Here is a 15,973-nt window from a genome sequence, read left to right on the forward strand (position 1 = left end):
GGCCCCCGCGGGGGGGGGCGGCGGGGGCAACCCCCCCCCCCTTTCCCCGCCGCCCTCCCCGGTGGGGGGGGGCCGCCCCCCCCCCCCCCACGACAGCGCCGCCTCTTCACGGCCGACGGCTGTTTATCGCCTTCGTCGTCGCCGGTAACTCCACTCTCTCCACCGGCGTCGCCTGCGCCGCAATGAATCCCTCCAACGCCCGCGACAGGTCATCGACGACACCGCTGCCATACGCGGCCTCGATCAATTTGTATTGCTGCTCGATCAGCGGCGCGATCTCGTCGATCAGCCTGTCCCCCTTCGGCGCCAGCCGGACCCAGATACGGCGCTGGTCGGCCGCCACGCGCTGGCGCTCGACCAGGCCCAGTTCTTCCATGCGCGACAGCACGCCGGTCATGCTCGGACTCAGGATCTGGCACATCTCGCACATCTCGCGCGGCTCCAGCTGTTCGTGCTCGTCCAGCACGCGCAGGATACGCCATTGCTGCTCGGTGACGCCGAAGTGGTTGAGGACGGGACGAAAATGCGACATCAGCGATTCGCGCGCTTTCAGGAAAAGCTGGGGCAGGTTGCGGTGAGTGATACGACGGGTCAATGCGTGCTCCGGGTTAAGAATTTGTCGACATCAAGGGACGATTGCGCGAACGCAGGCACTTGACTTACTAAGATATTAGTGATTAACTGCGCATATATTAGTGAGTTTTTTTGACTCTGTTTATTTTCTGCGAATGCGGTCCCTTCCGTGATTATCCGAGAGCGCCCCTCCGGGCTCAAGCTGTTCCTCCTCCTGCGCGGCTCGGTCCTCCCGCGAATCCTGCCCACCCTCCTGGTCAATATTGCAGTGGCGACCTTCGTCACCTGGTCCCATGGCGACCTGTGGGATCTCAAGATCACGCTGACCACGATTCCCTTCACGCTGATCGGCCTGCCGATTGCGATCTTCCTCGGCTTTCGCAACAACTCGGCCTATGACCGCTTCTGGGAAGGCCGCAAGCTGTGGGGAGAACTGGTGCTGCGCTGCCGTAACCTGGCGCGCCAGACCGGCAGCCTGATCGACTATCCCCACCCTGCCCTAGCAAGTAATGGTTTGCAGGATACACGGGTCCGCATCATCTATCGCGCGATTGCCTTCGTCCACACCCTGCGCGACCACCTGCGCGACCAGCCGAGTTCGCCAAAACTGGCCAGTCTGCTGCAGCCGGATGAGTACGACGACATGGCGCGCGCCAGCAACAAGCCCGACAGCCTGATGCGCTATATGGGCGACGACCTGCAGCGCTGCATCAAGGAAGGCCGTATCGCCCCCTGCCTGGCCGTCAATATCGACCACACCATGTCGGCGCTGACCGCCGCCTCGGCCTCGTGCGAGCGCATCAAGAATACCCCCATTCCGTATTCGTACACGCTGCTGCTGCACCGTACCGCTTATATCTACTGCTTCCTGCTGCCTTTCGGCCTGGTCGATTCGATCGGCTTCATGACGCCGTTCGTGGTCGCCATCGTGGCCTATACCTTCTTTGGCCTGGATGCGCTGGGCGACGAACTGGAAGAACCGTTCGGCATCGAACCCAACGACCTGCCCCTGGACAGCATCTGCCGCGCCATCGAGATCGACCTGCGCACCTACCTGCGCGATGCCGATATGCCGGCGCCGCTGCCGCTGGTCGACTACTGCCTCACCTGATACGAATAAGAAAAGCAAAGCCTTACCACGTCCGAACCAGCCGACCCTGAGGAGAATCCATGCATCACGATCACCACCTTGCCCACGACCGCGTCCGCATGCCGCAGCTGCGTGAGCGCATCACCAGCGCCGCCGAGGCGGCCAAATGGATCCACGACGGCATGACCGTCGGCACCAGCGGTTTTACCCGCGCCGGCGACGCCAAGGCGGTGCCGCTGGCGCTGGCCGAACGTGCGCGCAGGACGCCGCTGGCGATTACCCTGATCACCGGCGCCTCGCTCGGCGGCGACACTGACGCCGAACTGGCCGCCGCCGGCGCGCTGGCGCGCCGCATGCCATTCCAGACCGATCCCAAGCTGCGCGCCGCGATCAACCGCGGCGAGGTCATGTTCATCGACCAGCACCTGTCCGAGACGGTCGAGCTGCTGCGCACGCGCCAGATCGCGCCGGTCGATGTCGCCATCATCGAGGCCATCGCGATCACCGAAGACGGCGCCATCATCCCGACCACCTCGGTCGGCAACAGCGCCAGTTTCGCGATCCTGGCCGACAAGGTGATCGTCGAGATCAACCTCTCCCAGTCGCCGGCGCTGGAAGGCCTGCACGACATCTTCATCCCCAAGCATCGTCCGCAGCGCGAGCCGATGCCCGTGATGACCGTGAGCGACCGCATCGGCGCGACCGCGATCGCGATCCCGCCCGAGAAAATCGTGGCCATCGTCATGACCGAGAAGCTCGACAGTGCATCCACGGTCCAGCCGCCGGACGCGGACACCGCCGCCATCGCCGGCCACCTGACCGGTTTCTTCAATGCCGAAATCGCCGCCGGCCGCCTGACCGAAAGCCTGATGCCGATCCAGGCCGGCATCGGCACCATCGCCAACGCCGTGCTGGCCGGCATGATCGACGGCCCGTTCAAGGGCCTGACCATGTACTCGGAAGTGCTGCAGGATTCGACCTTCGACCTGTTCGACGCCGGCAAGCTCGACTTCGCCTCCGGTTCCTCGATCACCCTGTCCGAACAGAAGGCGCGCCAGGTGTTCGCCGACCTCGAGAAGTACAAGGACCGCCTGATCCTGCGCCCGCAGGAAGTGAGCAACCATCCGGAGGTCATCCGCCGCCTGGGGCTGATCGCCATCAACACGGCGCTCGAGTTCGACATCTACGGCAATATCAACTCGACCCACGTCGGCGGCACCCACATGATGAACGGGATCGGCGGCTCGGGCGACTTCGCGCGCAATGCCTATCTGTCGGTGTTCGCGACCAAGGCCACGGCCAAGGGCGGCAAGATCTCGAGCATCGTGCCGATGGTCTCGCACGTCGACCATCCGGAACACGATGTCGATGTCGTGGTGACCGATGTCGGCCTGGCCGACCTGCGCGGCCTGGCCCCGCGCGAACGCGCCCAGCGCATCATCGAGAACTGCGTGGCCGAGCCCTACAAGCAGATGCTGCGCGACTACGTCGAAGAAGCCAGCAAGGGCGGCGGCCAGACGCCGCACGTGCTGGAAAAAGCCTATTCATGGCATGTGCGGTATCGCGAAACCGGCTCGATGTTGCCGGGCGCGAAGTAAGCTCAGCCCGCCGTCGGCACGGTCCTGGCCAGTCCTTTCGCGTGCGCGTCCCTGATCAGGGCGCGTACCGTCCTGTCGGCCGCCTTGCTCTCGCGCTCCATTTCCTTGCCCAATTCGCCCATGCGCTTGCCCAGCTTTTCCATCGGCTGGTTGGCGAATTCCATCTGGCGGCCGATGTCTTCCATCGAGGCGCGCTGCTGGCGTGCCTGCGGGCCGTCATAGGCTTCGCCGATGCGCTCGCCGGCGTCGGACATGCGCTTGCCGGTCTCGGCCATCTTCTGCTGGATAATCCGGCGTTCGGCATCGTCGCGCGCCGCCGCCATCTGCTGGCTCAGCAGGTCCATATGCTTGCTCAGCGCCTGCATCCCCGCATCGACCTCGCGCATATCGCGCTTGCTCGGGGTAAAGGCTGGCTTGGCCACGGCGCGCTCCATGTCCCGGCCGAGCGCTTCCATTTTCTTGCCGTGCTGTTCCATTTCCTTGCCGTGGACCTTCATCATCTCGCCCAGCCGGTCGAGCGGCGCCCAGGCGGCGCGCGCCCGCTTGAGCGTGTCCGGATCCTGGATCACGTAGCTGCGGCCGCCGTCGCGGAACCAGATGAATTCGCCGTCGATGGCGCGCTGGGCGGCGCGCACATCGTCCCAGTCGTCGCTGCTGCCGCTGATGTCGAAGCTGCCGGAGGCGCCGCGCACCAGGGCGTATGGCTCGTCGGCGGCCGCCACCCGCACCACGCGCGCCTTGCCATCGGCCGCCGCCTGGGTCGGCACGGCGAAGGTGGCCAGGGCGGCCAGGCAGAGAAACGGAAGCGCCAGCTTCCAGTGGGACGATGTGGTGCGTGACATGGGCTTGTCTCCAGTGATAAGCCGGACGCGGCCGGCGATGCAAGCACTGTAGGCAATGTGGCAAACGGCGCCCAGCGCGCTGCGACAGACGGTCGAAATCGCGGAACAGGCGGTAAAGACGCCGTTTGATGCGACAGCGCGGCCCGAAGGCCGCGCAGGATGTGCATATGCGGCAGGCCGGGCGGGCCCGCCGAGAGAACGACTTAGTACACCACGACCGAACGGATCGACTCGCCCGACTTCATCAGGTCGAAGCCTTCGTTGATGCGGTCCAGCGGCAGGTGGTGGGTGATCAGGTCGTCGATATTGATCTTGTTTTCCATATACCAGTCGACGATCTTCGGCACGTCGGTCCGGCCACGCGCGCCGCCGAAGGCCGAACCCTTCCACTCGCGGCCGGTCACCAGCTGGAACGGACGGGTCGAAATCTCCTGGCCCGCCGCCGCCACGCCGATGATGATCGACTGGCCCCACCCCTTGTGGCAGCACTCCAGCGCCTGGCGCATGGTGTTGACGTTGCCCACGCATTCGAAGCTGTAGTCGGCGCCGCCGTCGGTCAGCCCGATGATCGTGTCGACCACGTTCTCGACCTTGGTCGGGTTGATGAAATGGGTCATGCCGAACTTGCGCGCCATGGCTTCGCGTTCAGGGTTGAGGTCGACGCCGATGATCTTGTCGGCGCCCACCATTTTTGCCGCCTGGATCACGTTCAGGCCAATGCCGCCCAGGCCGAACACGACCACGTTGGCGCCCGCTTCGACCTTGGCGGTGAAGATCACGGCGCCGATGCCGGTGGTGACGCCGCAACCGATGTAGCAGATCTTGTCGAACGGCGCGTCACTGCGCACCTTGGCCAGGGCGATCTCGGGAACCACGATGTAGTTCGAGAAGGTCGAGGTGCCCATGTAGTGGTAGATCGGCTGGCCGTCCAGCGAAAAACGGGACGTCGCATCCGGCATCAGGCCGCGGCCCTGTGTCGAGCGGATCGCCTGGCACAGGTTGGTCTTCTGCGACAGGCAGAATTTGCACTGGCGGCATTCCGGCGTGTACAGCGGGATTACGTGGTCGTCCTTGCGCAGGCTCGTCACGCCGGGACCGACATCGACCACCACGCCCGCGCCTTCATGGCCCAGGATGGCCGGGAAGATGCCTTCGGGATCGGCGCCCGACAGGGTGTAGTAGTCGGTGTGGCAGATGCCGGTGGCCTTGACCTCGACCAGCACCTCGCCGGCCTTCGGACCTTCGAGTTCGACCTCTTCGATCGTGAGCGGATGGCCCGCCTTCCATGCGATTGCTGCCTTAGTTTTCATGTCGTATTCCCGTTGCTTGAAGAAAAGCGCGTCCATGAGCGCGCCGCAAAGGTGACATGATACCAAGCTTGTGAAATCACGTGCGGCAGTGATCCGTAATCGTCTGTCAACCGGACGCTGGCGCTGCGGCATCCGATCGGTTAGCATCGATCCCTGCACCTTTGCAGGGCCTGCCGGAGAACACCATGCCCGATCCCGCGAAGGTGCGCGCTGCGCACCACGACGCCGCGACGCCCACGCCCTTGCCGGGGCATCCCGCGCTCGACCTGACCCTCGCCTTTCCCGCCGCGCTGCGGCCCGCGGCGGCCGCCCTGACCGGGGCCGCTGCCTGGCATACCGAATCTCGTCACACCACCTACCAGGTCGTACTTGGCGGCGAGACGCTGACGATCCCTTCACGCCTCTACGTCGCGCCTGGCCTGCCGTTGGACGATGCCGGCCGTGACGCCACCGCGCGCGGCATCGCATGGTGCCTCGGGACGCGCCACCACGATGGCTACCTGCGCGAGGCATGCCTGGCCCGGATGCTGGCCGCGCCGCAAGGCTTCATGGCGCCATTCATCGTGCATCTGGTGGGTGAGTACGTGATCGAGATCGTGCAGCGCATCGAGACGGCGCTGCCGGGATTCGCGCCCGGGATACGGGCGGCGCTTGCCGCCTTCGTGCGCGAGAATCCGCGCTACCTCGACACGATCGAGCGGCGGACCATTAGCTACCGGTTCTGGGGCGCTCCCCCGCCGCTGACGGACTATCCGGGCAAGCGCGTCATGGCCCTTCTTCGCGCACTGGGCCGGGAAGCGTAAGGCGCATACGCTGCTCGACCAGTTCGGCGCCTCGCCGCAAGGGTTCGCGCACGCCGGCGTCGACGAAACCGGCGCGCTCATACAGGCGCAGGGCGCCGGCATTGGTGCAGGTGACGCCCAGCTGGACCGCCTGGGCGCCGCGCCGGGTGGCCCAGCGCACCGCCTCGTCGAGCAGGGCGCCGGCCACGCCCTGCCCGCGCGCCTCTGGCGCCACCCACATCTGGAACAGGTTGACGATTCCGGGATCGCCGGCGTCTTCCTTGGCCCAGGCCAGGCCGATGAGCTCGCCATTCACCTCGGCTGCCAGCGCACGGTCGACGCCCGACGTGGTCGAGCGCGCCAGCCGCGCGGCCCAGGTATCGGGCGCCAGCGCCTCTTCGGCCGCCAGCGTGCTGCCAAAGGCATCCGGCGCATCGGCCAGCGCGCGCAGGCGAAGCGCACGGTAGGCCCGCCATTCTTCGGCCAGGAATGGCCTGACGGTGACACCTGGGGCAAGGCGGGCCATGGTTGGATCCTGTTTATTGTCGGAAGACGATTTTAGCAGGCAGCGGGGCGCCAACTGCCGAGCGCCCTGTATTGACAACCATGGGTACACTCGAACTTGTTAGCCGAGAGGAGCTGATATGTCCGAACTCAACAAGAATGTCCTGCGGCAGGCCAACGCAGCGGTGAGCCGCGGCGACAATGAACAATTCCTGTCGTACTGCACCGACGACCTCGTCTGGTCGACGGTCGGTGGCGAGACCCTGCACGGCAAGGAAGCGGTGCGCGCCTGGATGGTGGACGGGTATGCCGAGCCGCCCAGGTTCACGCTGCGCGAACTGGTCGCCGAGGGCGACCTAGTCGTGGCGATCGGCGACATCGAATCGAAGGACGAGCAAGGAAGACCGGTACAGAACGCCTACAGCGATGTCTGGCGCTTTCGTGACGGCAAGATGGCCGAGTTGCGCGCCTTCGTCGTGCCTGTTCATCAGTGATCGTCTGCATCACCGTCATTTGACAAGAGTAGATGTTGACCGAGGATCGGATCGATGGCTGGGAAAACGTGGCCATGGCATTTGCCGCCGCCCGTTCCGACATCGGTAGCGATGTCGCGAGGCAATGGGCAAAAGGTCTGCCTCCAGGCGGGGATCTCCTGGATCTCGGCTGCGGATCGGGTGTGCCGATTGCCTCAACGCTCGTGGCCGAGGGTCTGACGGTGTTTGGAATCGATGCGTCTCCAACGCTGGTGTCCCTATTCCGCCAACGACTTGGCGGTGCGCGTGCAGTGTGTGAGACCGTGCAGGACAGTGCTTTTTTCGGTCGGACCTTCGACGGTGTCGTGGCAGTCGGGCTGATGTTCCTGCTGCCAGAAGATGAGCAAGGCAAGCTGATTTCTAAAGTTGGAAATGCGCTGAAACCAGGCGGGCGTTTCTTGTTCAGCGCGCCGCGTCAACCGTGCGAATGGAAAGACATGCAAACAGGACAGCATTCCCTGTCGCTTGGTGAGAACGCATACCGGCGGCTACTTGCCGGGGCAGGCATGCGGCTCATGACTACATACATGGACGAGGGTGACAATCATTATTTCGACGCAGCCCGCTGGTCGGACCAGGCCGAACGCGATTGAATGAGGCGCTGGGCATACCGCTTCGGCGCCCGCGTCCCCTAGTCCCTCTCCCATTCCTCCATGCGGCGCTTGCGCGCCCGCCCCACCGCGATCCGGTTACGCGTGGTAAACGCGATCAGCCGCGCGACGACCACCGCCAGGTACATCAAGCCGATCAACATCTCGACGCTGGCCAGCGCGCGTGCATGCACGGTCAGCGGAATCACGTCGCCGATGCCGGTACTCGACAGCAGCGCGAAGCTCAGGTAGTTCAGCTCGGTCCAGGTGCGGGGCGCGCCGGCATTGACGGCGGCCGCGAAGGTACCCGGATGGACTTCCTGCAGCAGCACGTACATGTGGGTGAACGCCCACGCCAGCAGGGTGAAGGTGGCGCCGGCCGCGAACAGTTCGTCGGTGGTGGCCAGCTCGTCGTCCATCATGTAGGCGATCAGGCTGCCCGCCGCGTAGAAATAGAACAGGGCCTCGAGGCCGGACGACCAGGCCAGCAAGTGCTCAAGGCCGAACAGGATCTGCGCCAGCAGCAGGCCGATGATCGGCACCGCCAGCGCCCAGCTCACCCGCACCTCGCCCGGCGTGCGCCGCACCATGCGGATGGTGAAGGCCAGCACCACGATGCCGAACACATTGAAGGCTACCCGGCCGGCCGGCGTGCCCTCGATGAAGGGATAGGCGAGCATGCCGACCAGCTGCACCAGCAGCAGGATGGCGGACGGGTGGCGGCGGGTGTGGGCGAACAGGAGCAATGGGCGCATGGCTGACGACAGTAATCGCGATGCGCCCATTGTAGGTTCAGGTGGAAGTAAACAGCGCGCCGAAAGCGCGCGCGGCCTCGGCCGGCGCGCGCGCGCCGTACACGCTGGTGATCGCCGCCACCAGGTCGATTCCGCGCGCGACCAGTGGCGCCGCATTGGCCGGGGTCATGCCGCCGATGATCACGATCGGCACGCTGAACTCGGCGCGCGCCTGGTCCAGCAGCTCGGGCGGCGTGACGAAGGTGTACTTCTTGACCGCCGACGGATAGAAGCCGCCGAAGGCGACGTAGCTGGCGCCGGCCTCGACCGCCGCGCGCGCCAGCGCCAGCTCGCCATAGCACGAGGCGCCGACGATCTTGTCCTTGCCCAACAGCGTGCGGGCTTCGCGAACGCCGCCGTCGGTATGCCCCAGGTGCACGCCGTCGGCATCGATCGCCTGGCACAGGTCGATGTGGTCGTTGATGACGAGCGGCCGGCCATGGCGGCGGCACAGCGCCAGCAGCGCCGTCGCCTGCTCATGGCGCAGGTCGGGAACGGCTTCCTTGTGGCGGTACTGGACCAGCGCGGCGCCGGCGCCGAGGGCGGCGTCGGTGACGGCGATCAGTCGTTCGGTATCGTCCCAGTTCGGGGTGACGAGGTACAAGCCGCGCATACGGACTCCTTTCAGCTGATTGATTGCAGCAGGCGGCGCGGGATGCGCTGCCCCGGCGCCAGCGCATACGACTGCGCCAGCGCGTGGTGGGTATAGGTCTGGGCGGCGTCGAGCGCCGCTTCCATGGCGTCGCCCAGCGCCAGCCGCGCCGCCAGCGCCGCGGCCAGGGTGCAGCCGCTGCCATGGTAGGCGTGCGGCAGGCGCGGCCAATGCCAGGCGCGCGCCTCGCTGCCATCGACCAGCCAGCGGTTGACGACGGTGTCGCCCGCGGCATGGCCGCCGGTGACCAGCATCTGGCGGCTGGCCTCGACGCCGAGCGCCGCGCTTTCGGGCAGGTTGGGCAAGACGATCGTCGCCAGCGCCAGCAGTTCGCCCAGCGCCTTGACGGCATCGCCCTGCCCGAGCGCGTCGCCATGGCCGCTGGCCAGCACCGGGTCGAGCACGACCGGCAGCGTCGGCCGGCGCGCGCGCAGGGCGCGGATGATGTCCGCGATCGCTTGCGCGTTGGCGGCGCTGCCCGGGATGCCGAGCTTGACGGCCCTGACCTCGAACGCCGCCAGCAGCGGCGCGGCCTGGTGCGCGATCCAGGCGGCGTCGACCGGGCTCGCCGCATGGACGCGGTTATTGTCCTGGGCGGTGAGGGTGGTCGCCACCGGCAGCGGGTGCGCGCCCTGGGCCGCGATCGCCAGGATATCGGCCGCCAGGCCCGCGCCGCCGCCGGGGTCGAGCCCGGCGAACACCAGCACGCAGGCCGTCATCCGGTGATCTTCCCTTCGACCGGCGACGAGGGCGAAGCCGCGAAGCGCTTGGGCATGCGGCCGGCCAGGTAGGCGTCGCGGCCGGCCAGCACCGCGTGCTTCATGGCGCGCGCCATGCGCACCGGATCGCCCGCGGCGGCGATCGCGGTGTTCATCAACACCCCGTCGCAGCCCAGCTCCATCGCGATGGCGGCGTCCGACGCGGTGCCGACGCCGGCGTCGACCAGCACCGGCACCGTGGCCTGTTCGATGATCAGCGACAGGTTCCACGGGTTGACGATGCCCATGCCGGAGCCGATCAGCGACGCCAGCGGCATCACGGCCACGCAGCCGATTTCCTGCAGGATGCGGGCCTGGATCGGGTCGTCGCTGCAGTAGACCATGACGTCGAATCCGTCCTTCACCAGCGCTTTTGCCGCCACCAGGGTCTCGGGCATGTGCGGGAACAGGGTCTGCTGGTCGCCCAGCACCTCGAGCTTGACCAGCTTGTGGCCACCCAGCAGCTCGCGCGCCATCTGCAGCGTGTAGATCGCGTCCTTCGCGTTGTAGCAGCCGGCCGTATTCGGCAGGATGGTGAATTCGCTCGGGGGCAGCACGTCCAGCAGGCTCGGTGCGTTCGGATCCTGCCCGATGTTCACGCGGCGGATCGCCACCGTGATGATCTCGGCGCCCGCGGCCAGGGTCGCCTCGCGGGTCTGCTCCAGGTCGCGGTACTTGCCGCTGCCGACCAGCAGGCGCGATCGGTAGGCGCGGCCGGCGATGGTCAGCACGTCGTCGTTCTCCAGCCTGGCGTTCATGTCGTTCAATGCATTCATGTCTTGTCTCCTGTCAGCCGCCACCGATGGCGCGCACGATGTCCACCCGATCCTTTTCCTGCAGGCGCCGGTGCAGCCATTGCTGGCGCGGCACCACTTCGCGGTTGACCGCGAGCGCCATCCCCTGCCCCGTCAAGCCCAGCTGCTCCAGCAGGCCGCACAGGGTCTGGCCCGGCGGCACCCTGCACGGCGCCCCGTTCACTTCGATCGGCGTCATTCATACCTCCCGGTACAGTTGGGCGCCGTTCTTCACGAATTCGATGGCCTTTTCCTGCATGCCATGGGCCAATGCCGAATCTCCCTGCACACCCCTGGCGGCGGCGTATTCGCGCACTTCCTGGGTGATCTTCATCGAGCAGAAATGCGGGCCGCACATCGAGCAGAAGTGGGCGACCTTGGCCGAATCCTTGGGCAGGGTCTCGTCGTGGAATTCGCGCGCCTTGTCGGGATCCAGGCCCAGGTTGAACTGGTCTTCCCAGCGGAACTCGAAGCGCGCTTTCGACAGGGCGTTATCGCGCAGCTGGGCGCCCGGATGGCCTTTGGCGAGGTCGGCGGCGTGCGCGGCGATCTTGTAGGTGATGATCCCGTCCTTGACGTCGTTCTTGTCGGGCAGGCCCAGGTGCTCCTTCGGCGTCACGTAGCACAGCATCGCGGTGCCGTACCAGCCGATATTGGCGGCGCCGATACCCGAGGTGATGTGGTCGTAGCCCGGGGCGATGTCGGTGGTGAGCGGTCCCAGCGTATAGAACGGCGCCTCGTGGCACTGTTCCAGCTGCAAGTCCATGTTTTCCTTGATCAGGTGCAGCGGCACGTGGCCGGGGCCCTCGATGATGGTTTGTACATCGTGCTTCCAGGCGATCTGGGTCAGCTCGCCCAGGGTCTTCAGTTCGGCCAGCTGGGCTTCATCGTTGGCGTCGTAGATCGAGCCGGGACGCAGGCCGTCGCCCAGGCTGAACGAGACGTCATACGCCTTCATGATGTCGCAGATGTCTTCGAAATGCGTATACAGGAATGATTCGCGGTGGTGGGCCAGGCACCACTTGGCCATGATCGAGCCGCCGCGCGAGACAATTCCCGTCAAGCGATTCGCCGTCATCGGCACATAGCGCAGCAGCACGCCGGCGTGGATGGTGAAGTAGTCCACGCCCTGCTCGGCCTGTTCGATCAGCGTGTCGCGGAAGATTTCCCACGTCAGGTCCTCGGCCTTGCCGTTGACTTTTTCCAGCGCCTGGTAGATCGGCACCGTACCGATCGGCACCGGGCTGTTACGGAGGATCCACTCGCGCGTCTCGTGGATATGCTTGCCGGTCGAGAGGTCCATCACCGTGTCGGCGCCCCAGCGGATGGCCCAGGTCATCTTTTCCACTTCCTCGCCGATCGACGAGGTCACGGCCGAATTGCCGATATTGGCGTTGACCTTCACCAGGAAATTGCGGCCGATGATCATCGGCTCGAGCTCCGGGTGGTTGATGTTGGCGGGGATGACGGCGCGGCCGCGCGCGACTTCCGAGCGCACGAATTCGGGCGTGATCTCGGCCGGGATGCTGGCGCCGAAGGATTGGCCCGGATGCTGGCGGCCCAGCAGCGCGGCCACGCGCTGGCCCATCGGGCCCGAGGACTCCAGCGAAGCGATGTATTGCTTGCGCTGCATGTTTTCGCGCAGGGCGATGAATTCCATCTCGGGCGTAATGATCCCCTGGCGCGCATAGTGCATCTGGCTCACGTTGGCGCCGCTGCGGGCGCGGCGCGGCGCGCGCTGCAGGTCGAAGCGCAGCGCGGCAAGCTGCGGATCGTTCAGCCGCGCCTGGCCATAGCGCGAGCTTGGACCATCCAGCTGCTCGGTATCGCCCCGTTCGGCGATCCAGCCCTGGCGCATCGGCGCCAGGCCGCTGCGGATGTCGATGGCCGCGGCCGGCTCGGTATACGGGCCGGAGGTGTCATAGACGAACAGGGGCGGATTGGGCTCGCCGCCGAAACTGTCCGGCGTGGGCGACTGGCTGATCGCACGCATCGGCACGCGGATATCGGGCCGGCTGCCTTCGACATAGACCTTGCGGGAGTTGGGTAGGGGATTGACGGCCGCATTGTCCACCGTGGCGGTGGCGGCGTCGAATATCCGGGATGACTTCAGAGGTGCGTTCATGTGGCTCCCTTGCTTGCGGAGCCAGCAAAGGAGGTGCCGGATACGGCAAGGCGAACACGGATGTGTGCGCACCTGCATCGATTCGGCTGCTTCCCTTCGCTGGCATTATCCAGATCAGGTTCGGAGGGTATTTCTCACCCACGTGCCGTTGTACGACGCGCAGGACCCCTAGCGTTTGCTGCCGTGAAAGCCTGGGCTCCCACAGCATCGGCCGATTATAGCCCAATCGTTTTTGGATGGGCAGAAAATCAATGGGGTTTGTTACATCATCGGCGGCTCCTGTTCCAGCGCATGCAACTGCAGCTCGCCGTTCATGAAGCGCACCTCGACGAACGGCGTGCGCGCCGGTTCGATGGCGCGCACCGCGGGCGGCCCGCCATCGACCGACACTTCGAGCTGCACGCTGTCGGCGCCGGTCTTGATGTCGACCGCATCGGCGCGCGCGATCGTCCAGTCGGTGCTGACGCCGGAGCGCCCGTACACCTGGGCGCCGTCGATCCGTACGCTCACGGTATTGTTCTGGAAGCCTTCGCCCAGCCTCACGCGTAATGTCATGACCTTCCCCTCTTCGAGTGTCGATGCGGGCTTGCCGGACAGGCCGCGCCCTGTGCAAGCCTGTCCGGACCATCCCAGCACCAGCATGACTGCAATCCAGGCCTGGCGCATCATTCGTCGTCAGGCCTCCCGAAGACCCGGGTCGTGATCTGGCTCAGCGTGTCTTGCGCGCCACTGTCGTCTCCGCTCTCCTTCTGGATGCAGGCAAGGCTGTAGCGCACTTCGTCTTGCGAGACCGGATCGAGCACGTGCGTTTCGGTAGCGCCCGAGAGCAAGGCGATGCTTTCCTCCTTGTTCGCGGCGCGCACGGTCACCGGCCTGCCCTGGCCCGCGTTGACGGTCTTGAACATCCGTCCGGCATTGATGCCCTTGACCATGCGTGCATAGGTGGCCATCGGATGCGCGCCGAAGCGGTCGATCACCTCGTCGAAAGCGTTGTTGCCGGAACGCAGGGACGGATTGTCCGAACCCTGCAGGTAGAGCAGCACGCCCTGGTCGTCGCCCAGGAAGAGTTCGGCCAGCGTGTCTTCGTCTGCGGTGACCGGATAGCGCACCCGGATCGTCAGGATATCCGACAACACCTGCGAGCCGTCGAGCGCCGCATAGGCCGCGCGCACCCGGTACTGCCCCGGCTGGTCGAAATAGAAGCCGCCCTTGCCGTAGCCGATATAGGCGCTGTCGCGCGCCGCGTCGTTTACCCCGAGCTTGGTCTCGCGCACGCCCACCAGGTGGTCGATCATTGGCTCGTAGGCGACCAGCTGGCCGCCAGGCTTGCTGATGACGATCCTGACCATGCCGAAATCGGGGTGCAGCCAGGTGTGGGCGCGGCGCCCGAGGGTGGTGGTGGCCTTGAGCTCGAGTTCAAGCACGACCGGTTCGCCCAGCGCGAAGCTGCGCTGGTGGGTCGAGATCGCCAGCACCAGCCCCGACTCGTCCGAGATCGGATCGGCCAGCACCTCGCGCCCCAGCGACGAACCGACGATGAAGTTGTTGCCGCCCATGATGACATCGTTGCGGAAGCCATGGCGCAGGTGGACCAGTTCATCGTCATCGAAGCGGAAGTCGAAACCGCTCCAGAAGCCGGCCGGACCGCCTTTCGGGTAGTTCCACGGATAGTTCATCCACGACAGCGACTCGGGCCGGTCCGGCTTGGGCGGCGACGCCAGCGATTTCTGCCAGGAGTGCAGCAGGTTGAAGCAGTGGCCGAGCTCGTGCACATAGGTGTACAGCTGCAGGCGCAGCTGCTCTGCCGTGGCGCCGCCGATCCCCTTGTGGAATACGGCGCAACCCTGGCGTTGCCGGCCCTGCTGGTCGAACATGATGCCGTACAGTCCATCCCCATAGTCGTGTTGCTGGGCGGCCAACTGCCAGACGCACCACTGCTGCACATCGTTCCAGAGTGTGAAATGGGTCTGCATCGAGGCGTGCAGCTCGGCATTGCTCCAGGTGGCGCCCACACCCGCCGCCGAGATGTCGATGACGTTGTTGCCGGCGGTCGGGACCATGCCGATCCCGGCCTCGCCGAAGGCGCTGGCCACGCTCAGACTGCGCGCGCTGCCGCCCGACGGCAGCGAACCGGTGTTATAACTGGCGAACGCCGGGCCGACGAGGTCGGACACCCGGTCGGTTTCGATCCGCACCGTGCGGAAATGCAGCGACGAGAACGGACAGTGATACAAGGCGCCCGGTGAATTGGTGACGGTAAGAAATTGCAGGGTCGCGGCCGCCTGCGGCTGCAGGAGATTGACGCGCGGGATGGTGACCTGCACCACGGGGGCCCCGGCCGCGAAGGTGAAGCGGCCCTTGCCCTTGACGACGACCTTGGCGCTGGAGACCGTGACCACGGGGCTGTCGACCACAAAGGAGCCGAAGTACGAGGTGGTCTTGCCGACGGTCTGGTAGAAGTCGCCGCTCACCCGTTTCATGGGACGGCTGCGGTCGACGTCGACCCGCAACTCGACCTGGAAGGCGCCCAGCACCCCGGCGTAGCAGCCGCTGACCGCCTTCTTGATCGGCAGCGGGATCGGCGGAAGCGGGAATGTGGGGATGGGGATGGGTGGGGCATGCGGCAGATGCGACACCGGCGGCGGCACTTCGGGCAAGGCGCCGGTCGGGGCGGCGGCATAGGGCTCGCCGAGCCCCAGTTCGCCATTGGTCAGCCCGGAAACCTCTTCGTAGCTCATCTGGCTGTCGTTTTCGAGCAGCGCCTCTTCGCCGGCGTTGTCAATCCCGGTTGGATCTTGTGACATGGTTTTTCTCCTCGATGCAATAGGCATTGCGTGCGGCCAGGCGATCCCGGCCACGTCCTGGTGTGGCAAACTGATCCCCCCGTGAAAAAGCGGAGGTGCTGCTTGGACCATCGGGATGCGGCGCGCGATTCGTCCAGTCCGCCGACATTCGGCGCAATCGGGTTCGCATCTAGAGGCAAATCAAAGGAGCTTCAGGACAGGAGCGGGAACGGTGCGAGGACCGG

17 protein-coding genes and 1 riboswitch are annotated in these 15,973 nt (G+C 65.8%); of the genes, 5 read left to right on the top strand and 12 right to left on the bottom strand.

Annotation, left to right across the window (positions count from 1 at the left end; all coding sequences use genetic code 11):
- Positions 1-106: 106 nt before the first annotated feature.
- A complete protein-coding gene (hpaR, locus tag AC56KW_RS07455) occupies positions 107-595 on the bottom strand; it encodes a homoprotocatechuate degradation operon regulator HpaR (protein ID WP_497170098.1) in 489 nt (162 codons plus the stop codon).
- A 147-nt stretch (positions 596-742) separates the two neighbouring features.
- On the opposite strand from hpaR, the gene AC56KW_RS07460 reads away from it, so the two are divergent.
- Both AC56KW_RS07460 and scpC read left to right on the top strand, forming a co-directional pair.
- Positions 743-1,684 carry a bestrophin family protein gene (locus AC56KW_RS07460; RefSeq protein ID WP_497170099.1) on the top strand — a complete coding sequence of 314 codons (942 nt, stop codon included), beginning with the start codon at positions 743-745 and terminating at the stop codon, positions 1,682-1,684.
- Between the two features lie 59 nt (positions 1,685-1,743).
- On the top strand, positions 1,744-3,261 hold the full coding sequence (gene scpC / locus AC56KW_RS07465) for a succinyl-CoA:acetate CoA-transferase ScpC (protein ID WP_497170100.1): 1,518 nt from the start codon (positions 1,744-1,746) through the stop codon (positions 3,259-3,261).
- Between the two features lie 2 nt (positions 3,262-3,263).
- On the opposite strand, the gene AC56KW_RS07470 is transcribed toward scpC, so the two are convergent.
- The gene (locus tag AC56KW_RS07470) at positions 3,264-4,103 is read right to left on the bottom strand and encodes a hypothetical protein (protein WP_497170101.1); all 840 of its coding nucleotides are present in this window, start codon (positions 4,101-4,103) and stop codon (positions 3,264-3,266) included.
- Between the two features lie 203 nt (positions 4,104-4,306).
- Entirely contained in the window at positions 4,307-5,413 is a 1,107-nt protein-coding gene (locus AC56KW_RS07475; protein ID WP_497170102.1) for an S-(hydroxymethyl)glutathione dehydrogenase/class III alcohol dehydrogenase, read from the bottom strand.
- 185 nt (positions 5,414-5,598) lie between these two features.
- Here AC56KW_RS07475 and AC56KW_RS07480 point away from each other — a divergent pair, with 185 nt between their 5' ends.
- Positions 5,599-6,216, top strand: coding sequence for a hypothetical protein (locus AC56KW_RS07480; RefSeq protein ID WP_497170103.1), 618 nt, complete (start codon positions 5,599-5,601; stop codon positions 6,214-6,216).
- Here the strand turns inward: AC56KW_RS07480 and AC56KW_RS07485 are convergent.
- Positions 6,179-6,721 carry a GNAT family N-acetyltransferase gene (locus tag AC56KW_RS07485; protein ID WP_497170104.1) on the bottom strand — a complete coding sequence of 181 codons (543 nt, stop codon included), beginning with the start codon at positions 6,719-6,721 and terminating at the stop codon, positions 6,179-6,181. The genes AC56KW_RS07480 and AC56KW_RS07485 overlap by 38 nt on opposite strands.
- A 118-nt stretch (positions 6,722-6,839) precedes the next feature.
- Between AC56KW_RS07485 and AC56KW_RS07490 the strand changes: the two genes are divergently transcribed.
- Together AC56KW_RS07490 and AC56KW_RS07495 are read left to right on the top strand one after the other, a co-directional pair.
- On the top strand, positions 6,840-7,193 hold the full coding sequence (locus tag AC56KW_RS07490) for a nuclear transport factor 2 family protein (protein WP_497170105.1): 354 nt from the start codon (positions 6,840-6,842) through the stop codon (positions 7,191-7,193).
- A 32-nt stretch (positions 7,194-7,225) separates the two neighbouring features.
- On the top strand, positions 7,226-7,825 hold the full coding sequence (locus AC56KW_RS07495) for a class I SAM-dependent methyltransferase (RefSeq protein ID WP_497170106.1): 600 nt from the start codon (positions 7,226-7,228) through the stop codon (positions 7,823-7,825).
- Between the two features lie 38 nt (positions 7,826-7,863).
- On the opposite strand, the gene AC56KW_RS07500 is transcribed toward AC56KW_RS07495, so the two are convergent.
- From AC56KW_RS07500 to AC56KW_RS07535, 8 genes are all read right to left on the bottom strand, one after another.
- Positions 7,864-8,577 carry an ion channel gene (locus AC56KW_RS07500; protein ID WP_497170107.1) on the bottom strand — a complete coding sequence of 238 codons (714 nt, stop codon included), beginning with the start codon at positions 8,575-8,577 and terminating at the stop codon, positions 7,864-7,866.
- 37 nt (positions 8,578-8,614) lie between these two features.
- Entirely contained in the window at positions 8,615-9,229 is a 615-nt protein-coding gene (gene thiE / locus AC56KW_RS07505; protein WP_497170108.1) for a thiamine phosphate synthase, read from the bottom strand.
- 11 nt (positions 9,230-9,240) lie between these two features.
- Entirely contained in the window at positions 9,241-9,987 is a 747-nt protein-coding gene (thiD, locus tag AC56KW_RS07510; RefSeq protein WP_497170109.1) for a bifunctional hydroxymethylpyrimidine kinase/phosphomethylpyrimidine kinase, read from the bottom strand.
- Positions 9,984-10,802 carry a thiazole synthase gene (locus tag AC56KW_RS07515; protein ID WP_497170110.1) on the bottom strand — a complete coding sequence of 273 codons (819 nt, stop codon included), beginning with the start codon at positions 10,800-10,802 and terminating at the stop codon, positions 9,984-9,986. Before AC56KW_RS07515 ends, thiD begins: the two co-directional genes overlap by 4 nt.
- Positions 10,803-10,815: 13 nt before the next feature.
- Positions 10,816-11,019, bottom strand: a complete 204-nt coding sequence (thiS, locus tag AC56KW_RS07520) for a sulfur carrier protein ThiS (RefSeq protein ID WP_497170111.1) — start codon at positions 11,017-11,019, stop codon at positions 10,816-10,818.
- A complete protein-coding gene (thiC, locus tag AC56KW_RS07525; RefSeq protein ID WP_497170112.1) occupies positions 11,020-12,945 on the bottom strand; it encodes a phosphomethylpyrimidine synthase ThiC in 1,926 nt (641 codons plus the stop codon).
- A gap of 74 nt (positions 12,946-13,019) precedes the next feature.
- Positions 13,020-13,125: riboswitch (TPP riboswitch) on the bottom strand.
- Between the two features lie 81 nt (positions 13,126-13,206).
- Positions 13,207-13,614, bottom strand: coding sequence for a hypothetical protein (locus tag AC56KW_RS07530; RefSeq protein WP_497170113.1), 408 nt, complete (start codon positions 13,612-13,614; stop codon positions 13,207-13,209).
- Positions 13,611-15,749, bottom strand: a complete 2,139-nt coding sequence (locus AC56KW_RS07535; protein ID WP_497170114.1) for a hypothetical protein — start codon at positions 15,747-15,749, stop codon at positions 13,611-13,613. The genes AC56KW_RS07530 and AC56KW_RS07535 overlap by 4 nt, the downstream gene beginning before the upstream one ends.
- Positions 15,750-15,973 lie beyond the last annotated feature (224 nt).

It is taken from the genome of Telluria sp. RT2P19, from assembly GCF_059685725.1.